Origin of the sequence: Enterobacter cloacae complex sp. (assembly GCF_900322725.1) — a bacterium.
Taxonomy (GTDB): domain Bacteria; phylum Pseudomonadota; class Gammaproteobacteria; order Enterobacterales; family Enterobacteriaceae; genus Enterobacter; species Enterobacter quasihormaechei.
Genome location: NZ_LT991957.1, coordinates 3962398 through 3980971, shown reverse-complemented (window position 1 = coordinate 3980971; position 18574 = coordinate 3962398). Strand labels below are relative to the sequence as shown.

General features: G+C 53.5%; 22 protein-coding genes and 1 other annotated feature. Of the genes, 10 read left to right on the top strand and 12 right to left on the bottom strand.

What is annotated here, in order from left to right:
- Positions 1-3: 3 nt before the first annotated feature.
- From pheS to thrS, 6 genes are all read right to left on the bottom strand, one after another.
- Complete coding sequence (gene pheS / locus DBR02_RS19620) at positions 4-987, bottom strand: phenylalanine--tRNA ligase subunit alpha (RefSeq protein ID WP_003857809.1); 984 nt, start codon at positions 985-987, stop codon at positions 4-6.
- Positions 988-1049: 62 nt separating this feature from the next.
- Positions 1050-1174: a sequence feature (Phe leader region), on the bottom strand.
- On the bottom strand, positions 1125-1169 hold the full coding sequence (pheM, locus tag DBR02_RS26880; RefSeq protein ID WP_001386830.1) for a pheST operon leader peptide PheM: 45 nt from the start codon (positions 1167-1169) through the stop codon (positions 1125-1127). Its footprint overlaps the feature before it by 45 nt.
- A gap of 117 nt (positions 1175-1291) precedes the next feature.
- Positions 1292-1648: a 50S ribosomal protein L20 gene (rplT, locus tag DBR02_RS19615; RefSeq protein ID WP_000124850.1), complete on the bottom strand. Its 357-nt coding sequence runs from the start codon at positions 1646-1648 to the stop codon at positions 1292-1294.
- A gap of 50 nt (positions 1649-1698) precedes the next feature.
- On the bottom strand, positions 1699-1896 hold the full coding sequence (rpmI, locus tag DBR02_RS19610; protein ID WP_001124225.1) for a 50S ribosomal protein L35: 198 nt from the start codon (positions 1894-1896) through the stop codon (positions 1699-1701).
- Positions 1897-1993: 97 nt separating this feature from the next.
- The gene (gene infC / locus DBR02_RS19605) at positions 1994-2536 is read right to left on the bottom strand and encodes a translation initiation factor IF-3 (RefSeq protein ID WP_059287945.1); all 543 of its coding nucleotides are present in this window, start codon (positions 2534-2536) and stop codon (positions 1994-1996) included.
- Between the two features lie 3 nt (positions 2537-2539).
- Positions 2540-4468: a threonine--tRNA ligase gene (gene thrS / locus DBR02_RS19600; RefSeq protein ID WP_063448978.1), complete on the bottom strand. Its 1929-nt coding sequence runs from the start codon at positions 4466-4468 to the stop codon at positions 2540-2542.
- Positions 4469-4790: 322 nt separating this feature from the next.
- Between thrS and yncL the strand changes: the two genes are divergently transcribed.
- Together yncL and yniD are read left to right on the top strand one after the other, a co-directional pair.
- Positions 4791-4883, top strand: coding sequence for a stress response membrane protein YncL (gene yncL / locus DBR02_RS27120; RefSeq protein ID WP_074160885.1), 93 nt, complete (start codon positions 4791-4793; stop codon positions 4881-4883).
- 98 nt (positions 4884-4981) lie between these two features.
- Positions 4982-5089, top strand: a complete 108-nt coding sequence (yniD, locus tag DBR02_RS19590) for a small membrane protein YniD (protein WP_003857815.1) — start codon at positions 4982-4984, stop codon at positions 5087-5089.
- Between the two features lie 178 nt (positions 5090-5267).
- Here yniD and DBR02_RS19585 read toward each other — a convergent pair whose 3' ends face one another.
- Both DBR02_RS19585 and DBR02_RS19580 read right to left on the bottom strand, forming a co-directional pair.
- On the bottom strand, positions 5268-5501 hold the full coding sequence (locus tag DBR02_RS19585; protein ID WP_107535174.1) for a hypothetical protein: 234 nt from the start codon (positions 5499-5501) through the stop codon (positions 5268-5270).
- A gap of 263 nt (positions 5502-5764) precedes the next feature.
- Positions 5765-6523, bottom strand: a complete 759-nt coding sequence (locus tag DBR02_RS19580) for a DUF481 domain-containing protein (RefSeq protein ID WP_107535173.1) — start codon at positions 6521-6523, stop codon at positions 5765-5767.
- Positions 6524-6819: 296 nt separating this feature from the next.
- Here DBR02_RS19580 and pfkB point away from each other — a divergent pair, with 296 nt between their 5' ends.
- The 3 genes from pfkB (at position 6820) to DBR02_RS19565 (ending at position 9099) form a co-directional block, all read left to right on the top strand.
- Entirely contained in the window at positions 6820-7752 is a 933-nt protein-coding gene (pfkB, locus tag DBR02_RS19575; RefSeq protein WP_063866465.1) for a 6-phosphofructokinase II, read from the top strand.
- 90 nt (positions 7753-7842) lie between these two features.
- Positions 7843-8133, top strand: a complete 291-nt coding sequence (ghoS, locus tag DBR02_RS19570) for a type V toxin-antitoxin system endoribonuclease antitoxin GhoS (RefSeq protein ID WP_003857822.1) — start codon at positions 7843-7845, stop codon at positions 8131-8133.
- 105 nt (positions 8134-8238) lie between these two features.
- A complete protein-coding gene (locus tag DBR02_RS19565; protein WP_107535172.1) occupies positions 8239-9099 on the top strand; it encodes a fructosamine kinase family protein in 861 nt (286 codons plus the stop codon).
- 34 nt (positions 9100-9133) lie between these two features.
- On the opposite strand, the gene DBR02_RS19560 is transcribed toward DBR02_RS19565, so the two are convergent.
- A complete protein-coding gene (locus tag DBR02_RS19560) occupies positions 9134-9670 on the bottom strand; it encodes a YniB family protein (protein ID WP_063866463.1) in 537 nt (178 codons plus the stop codon).
- A 141-nt stretch (positions 9671-9811) separates the two neighbouring features.
- Between DBR02_RS19560 and hxpB the strand changes: the two genes are divergently transcribed.
- The 4 genes from hxpB to tcyP all read left to right on the top strand — a co-directional run bounded on the left by hxpB (position 9812) and on the right by tcyP (position 13579).
- Positions 9812-10483 carry a hexitol phosphatase HxpB gene (gene hxpB / locus DBR02_RS19555; protein WP_107535171.1) on the top strand — a complete coding sequence of 224 codons (672 nt, stop codon included), beginning with the start codon at positions 9812-9814 and terminating at the stop codon, positions 10481-10483.
- 129 nt (positions 10484-10612) lie between these two features.
- Entirely contained in the window at positions 10613-11374 is a 762-nt protein-coding gene (gene kduD / locus DBR02_RS19550; RefSeq protein WP_063449450.1) for a 2-dehydro-3-deoxy-D-gluconate 5-dehydrogenase KduD, read from the top strand.
- 95 nt (positions 11375-11469) lie between these two features.
- A complete protein-coding gene (locus tag DBR02_RS19545) occupies positions 11470-12060 on the top strand; it encodes a metal-dependent hydrolase (RefSeq protein WP_015570742.1) in 591 nt (196 codons plus the stop codon).
- A gap of 127 nt (positions 12061-12187) precedes the next feature.
- Positions 12188-13579: a cystine/sulfocysteine:cation symporter gene (gene tcyP / locus DBR02_RS19540; protein WP_063866461.1), complete on the top strand. Its 1392-nt coding sequence runs from the start codon at positions 12188-12190 to the stop codon at positions 13577-13579.
- Positions 13580-13627: 48 nt separating this feature from the next.
- Here the strand turns inward: tcyP and cedA are convergent, their stop codons facing one another.
- Positions 13628-13867, bottom strand: coding sequence for a cell division activator CedA (cedA, locus tag DBR02_RS19535; protein WP_063866459.1), 240 nt, complete (start codon positions 13865-13867; stop codon positions 13628-13630).
- Between the two features lie 201 nt (positions 13868-14068).
- Between cedA and katE the strand changes: the two genes are divergently transcribed.
- Complete coding sequence (gene katE / locus DBR02_RS19530) at positions 14069-16318, top strand: catalase HPII (RefSeq protein ID WP_063866458.1); 2250 nt, start codon at positions 14069-14071, stop codon at positions 16316-16318.
- A gap of 88 nt (positions 16319-16406) precedes the next feature.
- On the opposite strand, the gene chbG is transcribed toward katE, so the two are convergent.
- Together chbG and DBR02_RS19515 are read right to left on the bottom strand one after the other, a co-directional pair.
- Positions 16407-17147, bottom strand: coding sequence for a chitin disaccharide deacetylase (gene chbG / locus DBR02_RS19520; RefSeq protein WP_107535169.1), 741 nt, complete (start codon positions 17145-17147; stop codon positions 16407-16409).
- An 11-nt stretch (positions 17148-17158) separates the two neighbouring features.
- The gene (locus DBR02_RS19515) at positions 17159-18514 is read right to left on the bottom strand and encodes a 6-phospho-beta-glucosidase (protein ID WP_102749728.1); all 1356 of its coding nucleotides are present in this window, start codon (positions 18512-18514) and stop codon (positions 17159-17161) included.
- Positions 18515-18574: the final 60 nt, after the last annotated feature.

Below are 18574 nucleotides of genomic sequence, written 5' to 3'. Positions count from 1 at the left end.
CCCTTATTTAAACTGTTTGAGGAAACGCAGATCGTTTTCGAAGAACGCACGTAAATCGGTTACGCCGTAGCGCAGCATGGTCAGACGCTCCATGCCCATACCGAACGCAAAGCCGGAATACACTTCCGGATCGATACCCACGTTGCGCAGCACGTTTGGATGCACCATGCCGCAGCCCAGCACTTCCAGCCATTTGCCGTTTTTACCCATCACGTCCACTTCCGCAGACGGTTCGGTGAACGGGAAGTAGGACGGACGGAAGCGAACCTGCAAATCTTCCTCAAAGAAGTTGTTCAGGAAATCGTGCAGCGTGCCTTTCAGGTTGGTAAAGCTGATGTTTTTATCAACAATCAGACCTTCCATCTGGTGGAACATTGGGGTGTGCGTCTGATCGTAGTCGTTACGGTATACGCGGCCCGGCGCGATGATGCGGATAGGCGGTTCCTGTTCCTTCATGGTGCGGATCTGAACGCCGGAGGTCTGGGTACGCAGCAGACGGGTGGCGTCGAACCAGAAAGTGTCGTGGTCAGCACGTGCCGGATGATGGCCAGGAATATTCAGTGCATCGAAGTTGTGGTAATCATCTTCGATTTCCGGGCCAGTCGCCACGGTAAAGCCGAGCTCACCGAAGAAACTTTCAATACGATCGATGGTGCGGGTCACCGGATGCAGGCCGCCGTTTTCAATACGACGCCCCGGCAGAGAAACGTCGATGGTTTCTGCTGCCAGACGCGCATTCAGTACGGCGCTTTCCAGCTCGGCTTTACGGGCGTTCAGCGCCTGCTGAACCTGCTCTTTGGCTTCGTTAATCACTGCACCTGCTGCCGGGCGTTCCTCTGCTGGCAGTTCACGCAGGGTAGTCATCTGAAGGGTCAAATGCCCTTTCTTGCCCAGATATTCGACGCGGACATTGTCTAACGCGGCAACATCTGAGGCCTGGTTAATGGCGGCCGTTGCACTGGCAACCAGCTCTGCGAGATGTGACATGGTTTTCCTCATTATGTCGGTGCAGACACCGAATTGTTGGACGTATTCTCTCAAATTCAGGCACAAAAAAAGCCTCCATCGGGAGGCTTATCTGGCGCTGTTTTTCGTTTCATCTTTCACGCGCTAGCCTCCTGATGTCAGGTGCTAAAGTAAAAGAAGAAGCGGAAAATAGCAGCATTCATGCTTGCGTTACCTTGTAGGGTAAAAACCGTTAAGACCTTATTGAAAAGCCTGCACGGATAAATGTCAATCTTCTGATGGTGTTGAATGAAAAGAGGAGGCAAAGCCTCCTCTTTCAACTGGCTTATGCCAGTGCTGCTTTCGCTTTTTCGACCAGAGCGGTGAACGCTACTTTGTCGAATACTGCGATGTCAGCCAGGATCTTACGGTCGATTTCAACAGAGGCTTTTTTCAGGCCGTTGATGAATTTGCTGTAAGAAATACCGTTCTGACGTGCTGCTGCGTTGATACGCGCAATCCACAGTTGACGGAACTGACGCTTACGCTGACGACGGTCACGGTAAGCGTACTGACCTGCTTTGATAACAGCCTGGAAGGCAACGCGGTATACGCGTGAACGCGCACCGTAGTAGCCTTTAGCTTGTTTCAAAATTTTCTTGTGACGTGCACGTGCAATTACACCACGTTTTACGCGAGCCATGTGTGCTCTCCTGTATCTATTCTAAGTTAAAAAAGTTAAACGTTAACGACTTATGCGTACGGCAGGCACGCGATGACCAGGCCCAGATCGCCTTTAGAAACCATGGCTTTTGGACGCAGGTGACGTTTACGCTTGGTAGCTTTCTTAGTCAGAATGTGACGCAGGTTAGCGTGCTTGTGCTTAAAACCACCTTTACCGGTTTTTTTGAAGCGCTTAGCAGCACCGCGTACGGTCTTAATTTTTGGCATTTTAATAACTTCCACTTCGCATTGTTAAATAAACGAAACATAGGCGAACAAAACCTATGGGGCCCGAAGGCTCCACAGATTCTGCTGCTTGAAGGCCTTACTGTTTCTTCTTAGGAGCGAGCACCATGATCATCTGGCGGCCTTCGATCTTCGTAGGGAAGGATTCGACTACTGCCAGTTCACTCAGATCTTCACGGACGCGGTTAAGCACTTCCATACCAATCTGTTGGTGGGCCATCTCACGACCGCGGAAACGCAGCGTGATCTTGGCCTTATCGCCATCTTCCAGAAAGCGAATCAGGCTGCGGAGTTTTACCTGATAATCGCCATCGTCGGTACCAGGACGGAATTTAATTTCCTTAACCTGGATAACTTTTTGCTTCTTCTTCTGTTCCTTAGAAGACTTACTCTTTTCATAAAGGAACTTGCCGTAGTCCATGATACGACAAACTGGCGGTTCGGCGTTAGGGCTGATTTCAACTAAATCTACTCCAGCTTCTTCAGCCTTTTCGATCGCTTCTCTCAGACTCACAATCCCCAGCTGCTCGCCTTCCAGACCTGTTAAGCGAACTTCCTGGGCGCGAATCTCGCCATTGATACGATTCGGACGTGCCGTTTGAACTCGTTTTCCGCCTTTAATACCTTATTCCTCCAGTTGTTGAAGACTGCGGCTGCGAATCTCTTGTTGCAGCTTCTCAATCACTTCACTTACGTCCAGGCTCCCCAGGTCTTTACCACGGCGGGTGCGAACGGCAACTTTGCCTGCTTCCACCTCTTTATCACCACAGACCAACATATACGGGACACGACGTAAAGTGTGCTCGCGGATTTTAAAGCCAATCTTCTCATTTCTCAAGTCTGCTTTTACGCGAATGCCCGCATTTTGTAGTTTCTGCGTCAATTCTTTAACGTAATCCGCCTGAGAATCGGTAATGTTCATCACCACCACCTGCACTGGCGCAAGCCAGGTTGGGAAGAAGCCCGCGAACTCTTCGGTCAGGATGCCGATGAAGCGCTCCAGTGAACCGAGAATAGCACGGTGAATCATGACCGGCACCTGACGCTCGTTGTCTTCGCCAACATAAGAGGCGCTTAAACGCTGCGGCAGGGAGAAGTCCAGCTGTACCGTTCCGCACTGCCATGCGCGATCGAGGCAGTCATACAGGGTAAATTCAATTTTCGGACCGTAGAATGCGCCCTCGCCCAGCTGGTATTCGAATGGAATCCCATTCTCTTCCAGCGCCACGGCGAGATCCGCTTCTGCGCGATCCCATGTCTCATCGCTGCCGATACGTTTTTCCGGACGCGTTGAGAGTTTGACCACGATCTTCTCGAAGCCAAAGGTGCTGTACATATCGTAGACCATACGAATACAGGCGTTAACTTCATCACGTACCTGATCTTCAGTACAGAAGATATGCGCATCATCCTGAGTAAAGCCACGAACGCGCATCAGACCGTGCAGCGCACCTGATGGTTCGTTACGGTGGCAGCTACCGAACTCGGCCATACGCAGCGGCAGATCGCGGTAGGATTTCAGACCCTGGTTAAAGATCTGAACGTGGCCCGGGCAGTTCATTGGCTTGATGCAGTATTCACGGTTCTCAGACGAGGTGGTGAACATCGCATCTTTGTAGTTGTCCCAGTGGCCGGTTTTTTCCCACAGCACACGGTCCATCATGAACGGGCCTTTCACTTCCTGATACTGGTACTCTTTCAGCTTAGAGCGTACGAACGTTTCCAGTTCACGGAAGATAGTCCAGCCGTCGTTATGCCAGAACACCATCCCCGGCGCTTCTTCCTGCATATGATACAGGTCAAGCTGCTTACCGATTTTACGGTGGTCACGTTTAGCCGCCTCTTCCAGGCGTTGCAGGTACGCGTTGAGGGCTTTTTTATCGGCCCACGCGGTACCATAGATGCGCTGCAACATCTTGTTGTTGCTGTCGCCACGCCAGTAGGCGCCTGCGATTTTCATCAGTTTAAAGTGATGACAGAAGCGCATATTCGGCACGTGCGGTCCACGGCACATGTCGACGTATTCTTCGTGATGGTACAAGCCAGGCTTGTCATCATGCGAAATGTTTTCGTCAAGAATCGAGACTTTATAGCTCTCGCCGCGCTTCACGAAGGTTTCACGCGCTTCGTGCCAGCTGACTTTCTTCTTGATGACGTCATAGTTAGTTTCGGCGAGCTCGTGCATACGTTTTTCGAGCGCGTCGATATCTTCCTGGGTCAGGGTGTGGTCAAGATCAACGTCGTAGTAGAAACCGTTGTCGATAACCGGGCCGATCGCCATTTTGGTGTTTGGCCACAGCTGCTTGATAGCATGACCTAACAGGTGCGCGCAGGAGTGACGAATGATCTCCAGACCTTCTTCGTCTTTCGCGGTGATGATTGAGAGCGTCGCATCGTTTTCAATAACATCAGACGCATCTACCAGCTCACCGTTTACGCGGCCTGCAATGGTTGCTTTTGCGAGTCCAGGACCGATGTCCAGGGCTACATCCATTGGGCTTACAGCGTGGTCGAAATGGCGTTGGCTGCCATCAGGAAGAGTAATTACAGGCATTTTATATCCTTATTTGCAGTGATGCCCCACACATAAGAGCATATACAAAGAAAATAATCGTGATTAAACAGTAGATTAGGAACCATCTGACCAACAATCGTCAAATTGGTTCGTCATCCTCTGCCAGCCGAAATCAGACAAAGGCGAATATACGGCAAGCAGCCTAATGGTAACACTATTGAAAGGGCGAATGCATCCTCTGCGACCGTTTTGAACCGCTCATCCTTTTGTATGCGTTCATGAACTTTTGCTGACGGAGGCTCGCAATCCAAAAGTGCTGAGCTATTCTTGATCTGGTCCTTAAACATCGAAGGGGTATCACGTGAACGTATCCAGCAGAACCGTTGTGATATTGAATCTACTTTCCGCGGCTGGCCTGGTTTTGATTCTGGCCAACAGATTCCAGTGGTTTTGAGCCGAACCGGTGTTCTGGCATAACCTGTTGTCCCGGGTAAAGCGCTTTCTGGCGCAGACTTTGGTACACTAAGGGTATCAACTGACAAGGATTAGGTTATGCCAACAAAAAGATTTGCCGTTAAGCACTGGAAAATGGTCGTAGTATTAATTGCTATTTGCGGCGCGATGTTGCTGCTGCGCTGGGCTGCAATGATTTGGGGTTAATGTATTGTCAGAAAGGGAAGTCATTAGTGCTGAGGTCAGCGTAAACGTGCCGTTAATTTATTGAATAATCTTTAACTCTCTTTACGCCACCGGATTGTGAAAAACCGGTACATCATTATCCGGTTTTCGACAGGTTGTCATAGCGTTTATATTCCATCACAACGTGGCAGTTAATTTATCAGGACCACTCACCCGCTACCAGCTTATGCACATCAAACGCATCGTTCATTGACTGGCCGGTTGACTGGGAGCCAGGGGCAATGTTAGAGCCCGCTTCAACATCAGAGGCGTTGGTAATTCCGATTTGGCTGTTAGCGTCACTGGCAGGTTGCGTCATATTATCAGCAGCAAAAACGCCAAATGAAAGTGCGGAAAGCACTATCGCTGCTGTAGCAGTTTTGATTGTTTTCATAATTTTATTCTCATACTAAATAATGCAGAAAAAGCCTGAGGCGATTTTTTTGCCTGTGGCGTAAGTGTAGATCTGGATCACACTTTTTCCTAGTCAAATTATTTATCAATTCGTGTCAAATAAACTGAATAAGCCGTGCACGCCTAATTATGGAGAAATTATGAAGAGGACGCATTCTGTTATTTTTAAAACGCCATTTAATATAATTAAGCACAGTTTCAAAAAATAAAAAACGGGCCGAGAAGTATCTCAGCCCGACGGAATTACATTTTATAACCTAAAGAAATCGTGGTTCTGCGATCGGTATGTTCCGGCGCAGAATCAGGGGGGGATGAGTTCCAGGTTACGTTGTAGGCTACCTTGAGTCCAAAGTGTTCGTTGATGGCCACGTTCAACGCGCTTTCAGAGTTCAGGGTGGTATCTTCTGCACCAAACACCGACACGCCCTGGGTGAATTTAGCGTTGTCGGTCATCTGCCATGCGTAGGTGCCCGATGCATATCCTAGCGGCTGGGTTTCATCTTCGCCGTTGGTGTACTCGTCGTAACGCACACCCGGACCGAATTCAAAACGGAGGCTGTGCACCGGCCCATTCAGTAACTGACGACCATAACCCGCCGTCACGACATCGCGCTGGCGATAGCCGTTGAAGCGGTCTGTCAGCCAGCTCGCCTGCCCGAACAGGTAGTCATAATCGGTCATGTTGTAACGGCTACGTCCACCTACCGCATATTTCTCCGAGGAGCGTTCATCGTTAGCAGACGTGTTGCTGGCATTTCCCCACAGCGACCAGGCCGTGGTGTTGCCGTACCAGGTCAGGGTGCTGTCTGCGGTCAGGGAGGAGCTTTTCGTGTTACCGGATTGCGCCAGATACCCGGCATTCAGGTTACCTTCAAAGGGTTTTTTGGCAGTGGAGGGGTCGTCCATGACAGTAAAAACGGTATCATCGGCGGTTGCGTTCAGTGACGCAAATACGCCACCCGCCAGCATCAGTGCTGCGGGTACTGTCTTCAAAAGCTTCATTATATTTAAGGAGTCCGTACAACATAAAAAGAGACCGTCACGGTCTCGGAAACTTTCTTGCGGATCAATGACAAGGCGACCATAGAAAGGTAACAAATTATAAAAAGCCGCAAATAACATAGCAATAATTTCTTCTTTCATTTTTTGAATAAGAACGATCCCAAAACGCGTTTTATTTTATATGTCCTGCGAAGGTTATTTGTCAGCATTCATTTTTAAAATCATACTGTTATTTACGTTGCCTTCCTGCCAAACGGTGCCAGGCTTAAAAGAACCCATGCTAAAAGGAGGTCATGATGGCTTCGATTTACACGCTGACGCTCTCCCCTTCCCTCGACTCCGCGACCATGACGCCGCAAATTTACCCGGAAGGTAAGCTACGCTGTAGCGCGCCGGTGTTTGAACCCGGCGGCGGTGGTATTAACGTGGCGCGCGCCATTACCCATCTCGGCGGAAAAGCAACCGCCATCTTCCCTGCTGGCGGCGCCACGGGCGAACATCTGGTTGCGTTGCTGGCAGATGAACAGGTTGCGGTAGACACGGTAGACGCCAGAGACTGGACCCGGCAGAACCTGCACGTTCATGTTGAATCGAGCGGCGAACAGTATCGTTTTGTGATGCCGGGGGCAAAGCTGAGCGATGATGAGTTTCGTCAACTGGAAGAGAAAGTGCTGACCATTGAAAGCGGCTCATTGCTGGTCATCAGCGGTAGCCTGCCGCCGGGCATTGAAACAGAAAAGCTGACGGCGCTGGTTCAGGCGGTGCTCCAGCGCGGCATCCGCTGCATTGTTGATAGCTCAGGCGAAGCCCTGAAGGCGGCGTTAGAACCCGGGCAACTTGAACTCGTGAAACCTAACCAGAAAGAGCTGAGTGCGCTTGTCAATCGCGAGCTCAACCAGCCCGATGACGTGCGTACTGCCGCAGAAGAGCTGGTACGCACGGGCAAAGCGCATCGCGTGGTGGTCTCTCTCGGTCCTCAGGGTGCGCTGGCCGTCGACAAGACGGGCTGTGTGCAGGTCGTTCCACCACCGATGAAGAGCCAGAGCACCGTAGGTGCAGGTGACAGTATGGTTGGCGCGATGGTGCTGAAGCTGGCGCAGGGCGCTTCGCTTCTGGAGATGGCACGCTATGGCGTCGCGGCAGGGAGTGCGGCCACCATCAATCAGGGAACGCGGCTATGCTCGCTTGCGGATACCCAAAAAATTGTCGATTACCTGGCGAAAAGCTGAACATCTTCCCCCTCCTGTGGAGGGGGAAGTCGCTAAATAGCGCTTATCGACTATGCTAAGAAAACTTTCAGGATAACAACGAGGTGCATTATGAGCAGTGGTGATATCACCCGCTACGTCGTAACCGTCAATATTCATGAGGCGTCGCTGACCGAGCTGAATGAACTTAACAACGCTTTCACGCGGGCAAATTTTCTGCTCACGCTGACCGACGACGAAGGCAATATCCACGACCTCGGCTCGCTGGCTTTTGGCCTGATCAGCCCGCTCAGTCAGGAAGAGGTCAAGGCGCTCGCCAGCAGCCTGGTGGAAAGCGTGACTGACAAAGCAACAGAAATTGACGTGGATAGCTGGGAAAACTGGCACAAAAAAGAGCAATAAGTGCCCTGTATAAAATTAAACCGCTCAGTTGTGCGTTAGTTCCTGTTTTTTTATTGCCGTTTTGCGCTAACTTTATGATCTGGCAGACAACATGGGAGAGACATCATGTGGCAGGCTATCAGTCATCTTTTAAGTGAGCAGCTGGGTGAAGGTGAAATTGAACTGCGTAACGAACTGCCAGGCGGAGAGATCCATGCCGCATGGCATTTACGCTACGCCGGGCGCGATCTTTTCGTGAAATGTGATGAACGCGAATTGCTTCCCATTTTTACTGCCGAAGCCGATCAGCTTGAACTGTTATCGCGCAGTAAAACCGTCACCGTTCCGCAGGTTTTAGCTGTCGGCAGCGATCGCGACTACAGCTTTCTGGTGATGAACTATCTCCCCGTGCGCCCTCTGGATGCCCATAACGCCTTTATCCTTGGTCAACAGATTGCCCGCCTGCATCAGTGGAGCGATCAGCCTCAGTTCGGGCTCGATTTTGATAACGACCTCTCCACCACGCCGCAGCCAAACGCGTGGCAGCGTCGCTGGTCGACATTTTTCGCCGAGCAGCGAATCGGCTGGCAACTGGAGCTGGCCGCTGAAAAGGGGCTGGCGTTCGGCAACATCGATGCGATTGTTGAACACGTCCAGCAGCGCCTGGCCTCGCATCAGCCTCAGGCTTCACTGTTGCACGGGGATTTATGGTCGGATAACTGTGCGCTTGGGCCTGATGGCCCTTATATATATGATCCGGCCTGCTACTGGGGCGACAGAGAGTGCGACCTCGCGATGCTGCCGCTGCACCCTGAACAGCCGCCACAAATTTATGATGGCTACCAGTCGGTCTCGCCTCTGCCACCTGACTTTCTCGAACGCCAGCCGGTGTATCAGCTATACACCCTGCTCAACCGGGCCATCCTGTTTGGCGGAAACCATCTGGTTAATGCCCAGCGTGCGCTGGACCGCATTCTGGCGGCATAACGCAAGGGGGGGCGCAACACGCCCCCTTCAGCATTTACAGGAAGCCGAGCAGCGTAAAGAAGAAATACCCGGCCACAATGATAATGACCGGCAGAACGTAGAGCGGGAAAAACTGCACAAAGATGGTATGGCGCGGAACGACAATGCGCGATTCGATCTGCTCGCGGGTCATTCCCTCAGGACCTTTCGCCTTCTCAAGGATCATCTGGTCTTCAACCCCTTCACGTAAAAAGCGGGTCTGGCGACTCATGCGTGCGCCGGAGGCCTGCAACGCCATTGCGATAAAGATCAGCGCATAGATTATCCAGAAGCCAACGTTAAGCTGGTGGTGAAAATCCGGCGTGGGCGAGTTAAACCAGAACACGTTCAGGAACGGGGTATTAAACCGCATCATCTCAATCATTACGTGGGCAAAATCAAGCATGACGGCATTGATGCCCGGCTGTTTTTCGCTGTGATCGTACATAAATTTGAGTACGGAAATCAGCGTTGAAATCAGGGCGGGAATGAAAATAACCCAACCAGCAATACGTTTTAAGATCGCAATGCGTCCAGCTTGTTGATACGTCATCAGTTCCTCTTAATAAAGACGCGTTATTTGTGCCTAAGTCTACCTGCTGTCGGTCATTTTCGCCCGATCTTTGGATGCGATATGCTAAATTGCTTGTGCTTAGCCCCGTTCGTCTTACCTCTAAGATAAGGAGAAGTTGTAATGTCGACACCGCGCCAGATACTTGCCGCTATTTTTGACATGGATGGATTGCTGATTGATTCCGAACCCCTGTGGGATCGGGCTGAACTGGACGTGATGGCCAGCCTCGGCGTCGATATCAGTCGTCGTAACGAACTCCCCGATACCCTGGGGCTGCGTATCGATATGGTGGTCGATCTTTGGTATGCCCACCAGCCATGGGTTGGACCGGATCGCGACGAAGTCACGGCGCGCATTATCAACCGCGCTATCTCCCTGGTTGAAGAATATAAGCCACTGTTACCGGGAGTCCATGACGCTATCGCCCTGTGCAAGGCGCAAGGACTGAAAGTGGGGCTGGCTTCCGCCTCACCTCTGCATATGCTGGAAAAAGTGCTGACGATGTTTGGGCTGCGCGACAGCTTCGACGCGCTGGCCTCGGCCGAAAAGCTGCCTTACAGCAAGCCGCACCCGCAGGTGTATATGGACTGCGCCGCGAAACTGGGGCTGGATCCGCTCACCTGCGTGGCGCTGGAAGATTCCGTTAACGGCATGATAGCGTCCAAAGCCGCGCGTATGCGCTCCATCGTTGTGCCTGCTGAAGAAGGCCGACACGATCCTCGTTTTGCCCTCGCGGATGTCAGGCTGACGTCTCTTGAAGAACTGACTGTCCGCCATCTGCGCGGAGAGTGACCCTCTTTTCAGGCAGCTTCGGCTGCCTGCATCACAAAATTAAAACATCGTTTTACTTTATTTGCTTTTCTCATTCCAGGCTCCTATCCTTACGTGCAGAATGACAATAACCTGACTTCTGAGGCGCGTATGATACTGGATGCTTTTACTCTGGCAGGAAAAGTGGCGATGGTGACCGGGTGCGATACCGGCCTGGGTCAGGGCATGGCCATTGCCCTCGCCGAGGCAGGATGCGATATCGTGGGTGTTAACCGCAAGGTTCCTGACGAAACGGCAGCGCGCGTTACGGCGCTGGGACGACGCTTTATCGCAATCCGCGCCGATCTCGGCAAGCATGAGAACATTCAGAGCGTCGTGGACACCGCTGTTAAAGAGATGGGACGCATCGATATTCTGGTTAACAATGCCGGCACCATTCGTCGGTGCGATGCGCTGGAATTCAGCGAAAAAGACTGGGACGAAGTCATCGACCTGAACCTGAAATCGGTCTTTTTCCTCTCGCAGGCGGTGGCCAAACGGTTTATCGATCAGGGTCAGGGCGGAAAAATCATTAACATTGCCTCCATGCTCTCCTTTCAGGGCGGCATTCGGGTGCCCTCTTATACGGCCTCGAAAAGCGGCGTCCTCGGGCTCACCCGCCTGCTGGCAAACGAATGGGCGCCGCTGGGCATTAACGTGAACGCTATCGCGCCGGGTTATATGGCGACAAATAACACCCAACAGCTTCGCGATGATGAGCAACGCAGCCAGGCGATCCTCGAGCGTATTCCGGCGGGACGCTGGGGACTGCCGGAGGATTTACAGGGGCCGGTGGTGTTTCTGGCCTCAGGAGCCTCTGATTACGTCAACGGCCATACCCTCGCCGTAGACGGCGGCTGGCTGGCGCGCTAATCGCGCGTTTGTGACAAAGAGTTACACCGTCACCTCTTTCGCACACTGTATAAAAACCCTATACTGTATGAATTGACAGTTTACCGGGTTTTATCATGACGGCGGAAGGCCACCTGCTTTTTTCACTTGCCTGTGCAGTGTTTGCTAAAAACGCTGAACTGACCCCTGTGCTGGCACAGGGGGACTGGTGGCATATTGTCCCTTCTGCCGTACTGACCTGCCTGTTGCCGGACATCGACCATCCCAAATCCTTCCTCGGTCAACGGCTGAAGTGGATTTCAAAACCCATCGCCAGAGCCTTTGGTCATCGCGGGTTCACCCACAGCCTGCTGGCCGTGTTTGGCCTGTTAACCCTCTTTTATCTGAAGGTTCCTGAGAGCTGGATAGTCCCGGCGGATGCCATTCAGGGCATGGTGCTCGGTTACTTGAGCCATATCCTGGCGGATATGCTGACGCCTGCGGGCGTTCCGCTGCTCTGGCCCTGCCGCTGGCGTTTCCGCCTGCCGATCCTCGTGCCGCAAAAGGGCAACCAGCTGGAGCGCGTGCTGTGCATGGCGCTGTTTGCGTATGCCGTCTGGATGCCGCAGACGCTGCCCGAAAATGGTGCAGTGCGCTGGTCGTCGCAGATGATCAACTCGCTGCAATTTCAGTTCAATCGTTTTATTAATCACCAGATTGAACATTAAACCGACAATATAATCACTTTTGTCATAAACCATTCCATATGGATATAAGCGCCACATCACACTTCTGATAACCTTGCGCCAACAGGTTCGGTAAAAACCGACCGAATAATAAATCAGGAGAACGGGGATGAATTTTCCACTCATCGCGAACATTGTTGTGTTCGTCGTATTGCTATTGCTTCTCGCCCAGGCTCGCCACAAACAGTGGAGCCTGGCGAAAAAGGTGCTGGTCGGTCTGGTGATGGGCGTGGTGTTTGGCCTGGCCTTACACGCTATTTACGGCTCCGACAGCCCGGTACTGAAAGATTCTATTCAGTGGTTCAACATTGTCGGTAACGGCTATGTACAGCTGCTGCAAATGATCGTCATGCCGCTGGTATTCGCTTCTATTCTGAGCGCCGTGGCCCGTCTGCATAATGCGTCTCAGCTGGGTAAAATCAGTTTCCTGACCATTGGCACCCTGCTCTTCACCACGCTGATTGCGGCGCTGGTGGGTGTGCTGGTGACCAATCTGTTTGGCCTGACCGCTGAAGGTCTGGTGCAGGGCAGCGCTGAAACCGCGCGTCTGACGGCTATTCAGACCAACTACGTGGGTAAAGTGGCCGATCTGACCGTTCCGCAGATGGTGCTCTCCTTCATTCCGAAGAACCCGTTTGCTGACCTGACCGGTGCAAGCCCAACCTCCATTATCAGTGTGGTGATCTTCGCGGCGTTCCTGGGCGTGGCGGCGCTGAAGCTGCTGAAGGACGATGCGCCAAAAGGCGAGCGCGTGCTGACTGCCATTGATACCCTGCAAAGCTGGGTGATGAAGCTGGTGCGTCTGGTCATGCAGCTGACGCCTTACGGTGTCCTGGCGCTGATGACCAAAGTCGTTGCAGGATCTAACCTGCAAGACATCATCAAGCTTGGCAGCTTTGTGATTGCCTCGTACCTGGGTCTGGGCATCATGTTTGTGGTGCACGGCATTCTGCTGGCGGTGAACGGCGTTGGCCCGCTGAAATATTTCCGCAAAGTCTGGCCGGTGCTGACCTTCGCCTTTACCAGCCGTTCCAGCGCGGCATCTATTCCGCTGAACGTCGAAGCGCAGACCCGTCGTCTGGGCGTACCGGAGTCTATCGCCAGCTTCTCGGCCTCCTTTGGCGCCACCATCGGCCAGAACGGCTGTGCGGGCCTCTACCCGGCGATGCTGGCCGTGATGGTTGCCCCAACCGTCGGCATTAACCCGCTGGATCCGGTCTGGATTGCGACGCTGGTCGGTATCGTGACCATTAGCTCCGCCGGTGTTGCAGGCGTGGGCGGCGGCGCGACCTTCGCTGCGCTGATTGTTCTGCCTGCGCTGGGCCTGCCGGTGACGCTGGTCGCCCTGCTGATCTCTGTGGAACCGCTGATCGACATGGGTCGTACCGCGCTGAACGTGAGTGGCTCAATGACCGCCGGTACCCTGACCAGCCAGTGGCTGAAGCAGACCGACAAAACCATTCTCGACAGTGAAGAAGATGCCGAACTGGCCCATCGTTAATCACTGCCGAAATAAAAAAACCGCCTGAGGGCGGTTTTTTTATGGCTGTTATTCTTCAACCTCTTCATCCTGGCGCATCTGCACCGCCCATCGCTGTGCCGATTCCGGCACAGTAAACGCAGGGGAGCGACGGAAGTGCTCGCCAATCAGCACGAAGGCAACGTATTTACCCCGCAGCATCCAGACATCGCGAAAACCATCCACCTTCAGGGCATGGTCTGGCGGCGCGGGCTCAACGCGGGGTACATAGCTAATAACCTGGCGGTTTTGTTGACGAAGAGGTTTCATAAGCGACGGATTCACTAAAGCAAATTCTTAAAGCAGGAAATTTCTATCATAGCCGATTCTCCCCCCGCCCGTCGCGCCTGACGTAAGGCAGAGGGCTCCTTTCGCTAATCAATATCTGAAAACGCTTAGTTCGCCTGCTAATTCTTAACATTGTTCTATCCTTAATAGGGTTTTTAGGAATGAACAAAGGAGAAGCGTGCAATGTCGAACAATGATAAACCACATCAGTCACCCATTCATGGCACTGAAGAATCTCAACCGGGAATGGACTCACTTGCCCCCGCCGACGGCTCACACAAACCTTCACCGGGTCCTTCCGCACCGGGTGAACAGCCTACCGCCCCGGGCAGCATGAAAGCCCCGGAAACGGAAAACGAAAAGCTGAAATCGCTCGATCCTCACCGTAAGGGCGGTGAAGGCCATGCGCTGACCACGAACCAGGGCGTTCGCATTGCCGATGACCAGAACTCCCTGCGCGCCGGAACGCGCGGCCCGACGCTGCTGGAAGATTTCATCCTGCGCGAAAAAATCACCCATTTCGACCATGAGCGTATTCCTGAACGTATCGTCCACGCTCGCGGCTCCGCGGCGCACGGCTATTTCCAGCCGTACAAGAGCCTGACGGAGATCACGAAAGCGGATTTCCTTTCCGACCCGAACAAAATCACGCCGGTATTTGTGCGCTTCTCTACCGTACAGGGCGGCGCTGGCTCGGCTGACACGGTGCGTGATATCCGCGGCTTCGCCACTAAATTCTATACCGAAGAGGGTATTTTCGACCTGGTCGGTAACAACACCCCGGTGTTCTTCATTCAGGATGCGCATAAGTTTCCTGACTTTGTCCATGCGGTAAAACCGGAGCCACACTGGGCCATACCGCAGGGACAAAGTGCGCACGATACCTTCTGGGACTACGTCTCCCTGCAACCGGAAACGCTGCACAACGTGATGTGGGCGATGTCTGACCGGGGGATCCCGCGCAGCTATCGCACCATGGAAGGGTTTGGTATTCACACCTTCCGTCTTATTAACGCCGAAGGCAAAGCAACGTTTGTGCGCTTCCACTGGAAACCGGTCGCGGGGAAAGCGTCTCTGGTGTGGGATGAAGCGCAGAAGCTCACCGGGCGCGATCCGGACTTCCACCGCCGCGAACTGTGGGAATCCATTGAAGCCGGAGATTTCCCGGAATACGAGCTGGGGTTACAGCTGATCCCGGAAGAGGACGAGTTTAAATACGACTTCGACCTGCTCGACCCAACCAAGCTAATTCCTGAAGAGCTGGTGCCGGTTCAGCTGGTGGGCAAAATGGTGCTTAACCGCAACCCGGATAACTTCTTCGCGGAGAATGAGCAGGCTGCGTTCCACCCGGGCCATATTGTGCCGGGGCTGGATTTCACCAACGATCCGCTGCTTCAGGGCCGTCTGTTCTCTTATACCGATACGCAGATCAGCCGTCTCGGCGGACCAAACTTCCACGAAATTCCGATCAACCGTCCTACCTGCCCTTACCATAACTTCCAGCGTGACGGGATGCATCGTCAGGATATCGACACCAACCCGGCGAACTACGAGCCGAACTCCATTAACGATAACTGGCCGCGTGAAACGCCGCCGGGACCAAAACGTGGCGGATTCGAGTCGTACCAGGAGCGTGTGGACGGAACAAAAATTCGCGAACGCAGCCCGTCCTTCGGCGAGTATTACGCCCACCCTCGCCTGTTCTGGAACAGCCAGACCCCGATCGAACAGCAGCACATTATCGGCGGCTTCAGCTTTGAGCTGAGTAAAGTGGTGCGCACCTACATTCGCGAGCGCGTTGTCGACCATCTGGCACATATCGATATCCAGCTTGCGCAGGGCGTGGCGAATAACCTCGGCATTACGCTCACCGATGAGCAATGCCATGCCGCGCCGCCAAAAGACGTGAACGGGCTGAAGAAAGATCCGTCCCTGAGCCTGTACGCAGTACCTGGCGGATCGATTAAAGGCCGCGTAGTGGCTATCCTGCTGAACGATAAACCGCGCGCCAGCGACGTGCTGGGGATCATGCGGGCGCTCAAAACCCAGGGCGTACATGCCAAACTGCTTTACTCGCGCATGGGTGAAGTGACGGCCGACGATGGCTCCGTCCTGCCGATTGCCGCGACCTTCGCCGGGGCACCGTCGCTGACGGTTGACGCGGTGATTATGCCGTGCGGCGACGTTGAGAGTCTGCTCGGCAACGGTGATGCCGCCTATTATCTGCTGGAAGCCTATAAGCACCTGAAGCCAATCGCCCTGGCAGGCGATGCGCGGAAGTTTAAATCTCTGCTGAAGGTACCGGATCAAGGTGAAGAAGGCATTGTCGAAGGTGATAACGTTGACGATGCGTTTATGACCCGGCTGTTTGACCTGCTCGCCGCGCACCGCGTGTGGTCGCGCAGCAGCAAGACCGACCAGATACCGGCGTAAAAAAAGCCGGGTGGCGCTGCGCTTACCCGGCTTACATTTCGATTGCTTTTGTAGGCCCGGTAAGGCGAAGCCGCCACCGGGCTTTACCTCAAAGATCCCTGAACGTCCCCAGACGATACCCGCGCTCGGCAATCGCATACTTCAGCGACGCCGACGTCAGCACGTCCAGCTCCGCCAGACGCGGCCAGCAGTAGGCGCTCTTACGCACGGTGTTATCGATAAAGGCAGGATGCGCCATGATCTCCAGCGACCGCACGGCGGAATCATCCAGCACCTTAAGGAACAGCGCTTCGCTGATCTCGTCGCCGTAAAATGCGCTGCTGAACCCCTCCGTTGACGTCACCGCGACGTCCGGTAATCCGCGCACCTCCCGATCCAGGCGCATCGCCACGCTTTTACGTTGGGCAAACTCTGCCACAAGCGGGAAAATCGCCGGGATCATATGCACATGATGGTGACTATCAATATGGGTGGGTTCACGACCAAACACATCCACAAAGCGGTTAAACTGGCAATCCAGCTCGCGGGCAATCTCATCGAGCGGCAGAGCGTCCTGCTCCGCCATTTCCCAAATCCATTTACCCAGCTGCCCGTCGCGCGTCAGCCCCGGCATCGGTGAAAGGGGCTGCCCAAGCGTCAGCACAAAGTGCATGCCGACGCCCAGTTCGGGCACCTCACGGCTTAGCTGCGCCGCATGTTCCACCGCCTCACCGTTGATGAGCGCAGTGGTAGAGGTTACGACGCCCCGGCGACAGGCTTCGATAATGCCGTAGTTCTGCCCTTTTGACAGGCCAAAATCATCGGCATTGACGATCAGCAGGTTTTCCATCGCACCTCCTCTTAACGGTGTGTGAGCTTCAGTTTCTCAACCGTTGCAGCAAAGTTTGGCAGCCATTTTTCATGCGCCAGGATCATCTCGCTCGCGAGTTTTTCAGCATCACGGTCAGAATGCACCAGCGGGCTGAGGTTCAGCGCCAGCAGCACGTCATTCAGCTCGCCGCTCAGGGCCGCATTGCTCGCCGCGACTTCAAAGCCCTTGATGGTATGAATAAGGCCCATCACTTTATCGTCGAAGTGGGTAATGCGGGGATGCGGTTTTGCGCCGTCGCGTCCAAGGATGCAGGTCATCTCAACGGCCCAGTCTGCCGGGATGTTGTCGATGTGCCCATGATGCGGAACGTTCACATAGTGCTCGGCCTGCTTGTCATTGTAAATGGCGTTGATCACTTCACACGCGGCATCCGAATAGTATGCCCCGCCGCGCTGCTCCAGCTCTTTCGGCTTCACGTTCAGGTTCGGATCTTTGTACAAATCAAACAGCTGCTTCTCTACTTTCTGCACAACCTGAGCACGCGCGCCGCCTTTGTAGTATTCGCCCATTTCAATCGCCAGCATCTCTTTCTGCTTGAAGTAGTAGAGCAGATACGAGCACGGCAGCAGGTTCAGGGAGCGGATCAGCCCTTCGCTGAACGGCAGGTCGAAGATGTTTTTCACCGAGGCCGCGGTCAGGCGGCCAGAGGCGACGCCGTCGAGCAGTTCTGCAAAGCGCGACTGCCCGTTCACGATCACATCTTTGATAAAGACCATGTGGTTCAGGCCGAACAGATCAATGGACAGTTCGTCGTTATCGTTCAGTGCCAGCACATCGCGGATGAACATTTTCATGCCAATCGGAATATTGCAGACGCCGATAAAGCGTTTGAAACCGGTGTGGCGATAAACCGCCTCGGTGACCATTCCAGCCGGGTTGGTAAAGTTAATCACCCACGCGTTCGGGCAGATCTCCTCCACGTCTTTGATGATGTCAAAAATAACCGGAATGGTACGCAGACCTTTAAACAGGCCGCCTGCCCCGTTGGTTTCCTGCCCCAGATAACCGTGGCTCAGCGGAATGCGCTCGTCCAGCTCACGCGCTTTCAACTGGCCGACGCGCAGCTGCGTGGTCACGAAGTCAGCATCTTTCAGCGCCAGGCGGCGATCCAGCGTTTTGTGCACAGTTAAGGGCACGCCTGCCTTTTCAACCATGCGTTGGCACAGCTCAAAAATAATATTCAGCTTCTCCTGACCTTCTTCAACATCCACCAGCCATAATTCGCTGACCGGTAATTCATGATAACGTTTCAGGAAACCTTCAAGTAATTCCGGGGTATAGCTGCTGCCGCCACCAATGGTTACGACTTTTAATTTCTTTTGCATAATCTCTCCCTTAGCGTATCAGGTTAATCGCCTGCAAGGTATAGCGTACTCTTCCCGCTA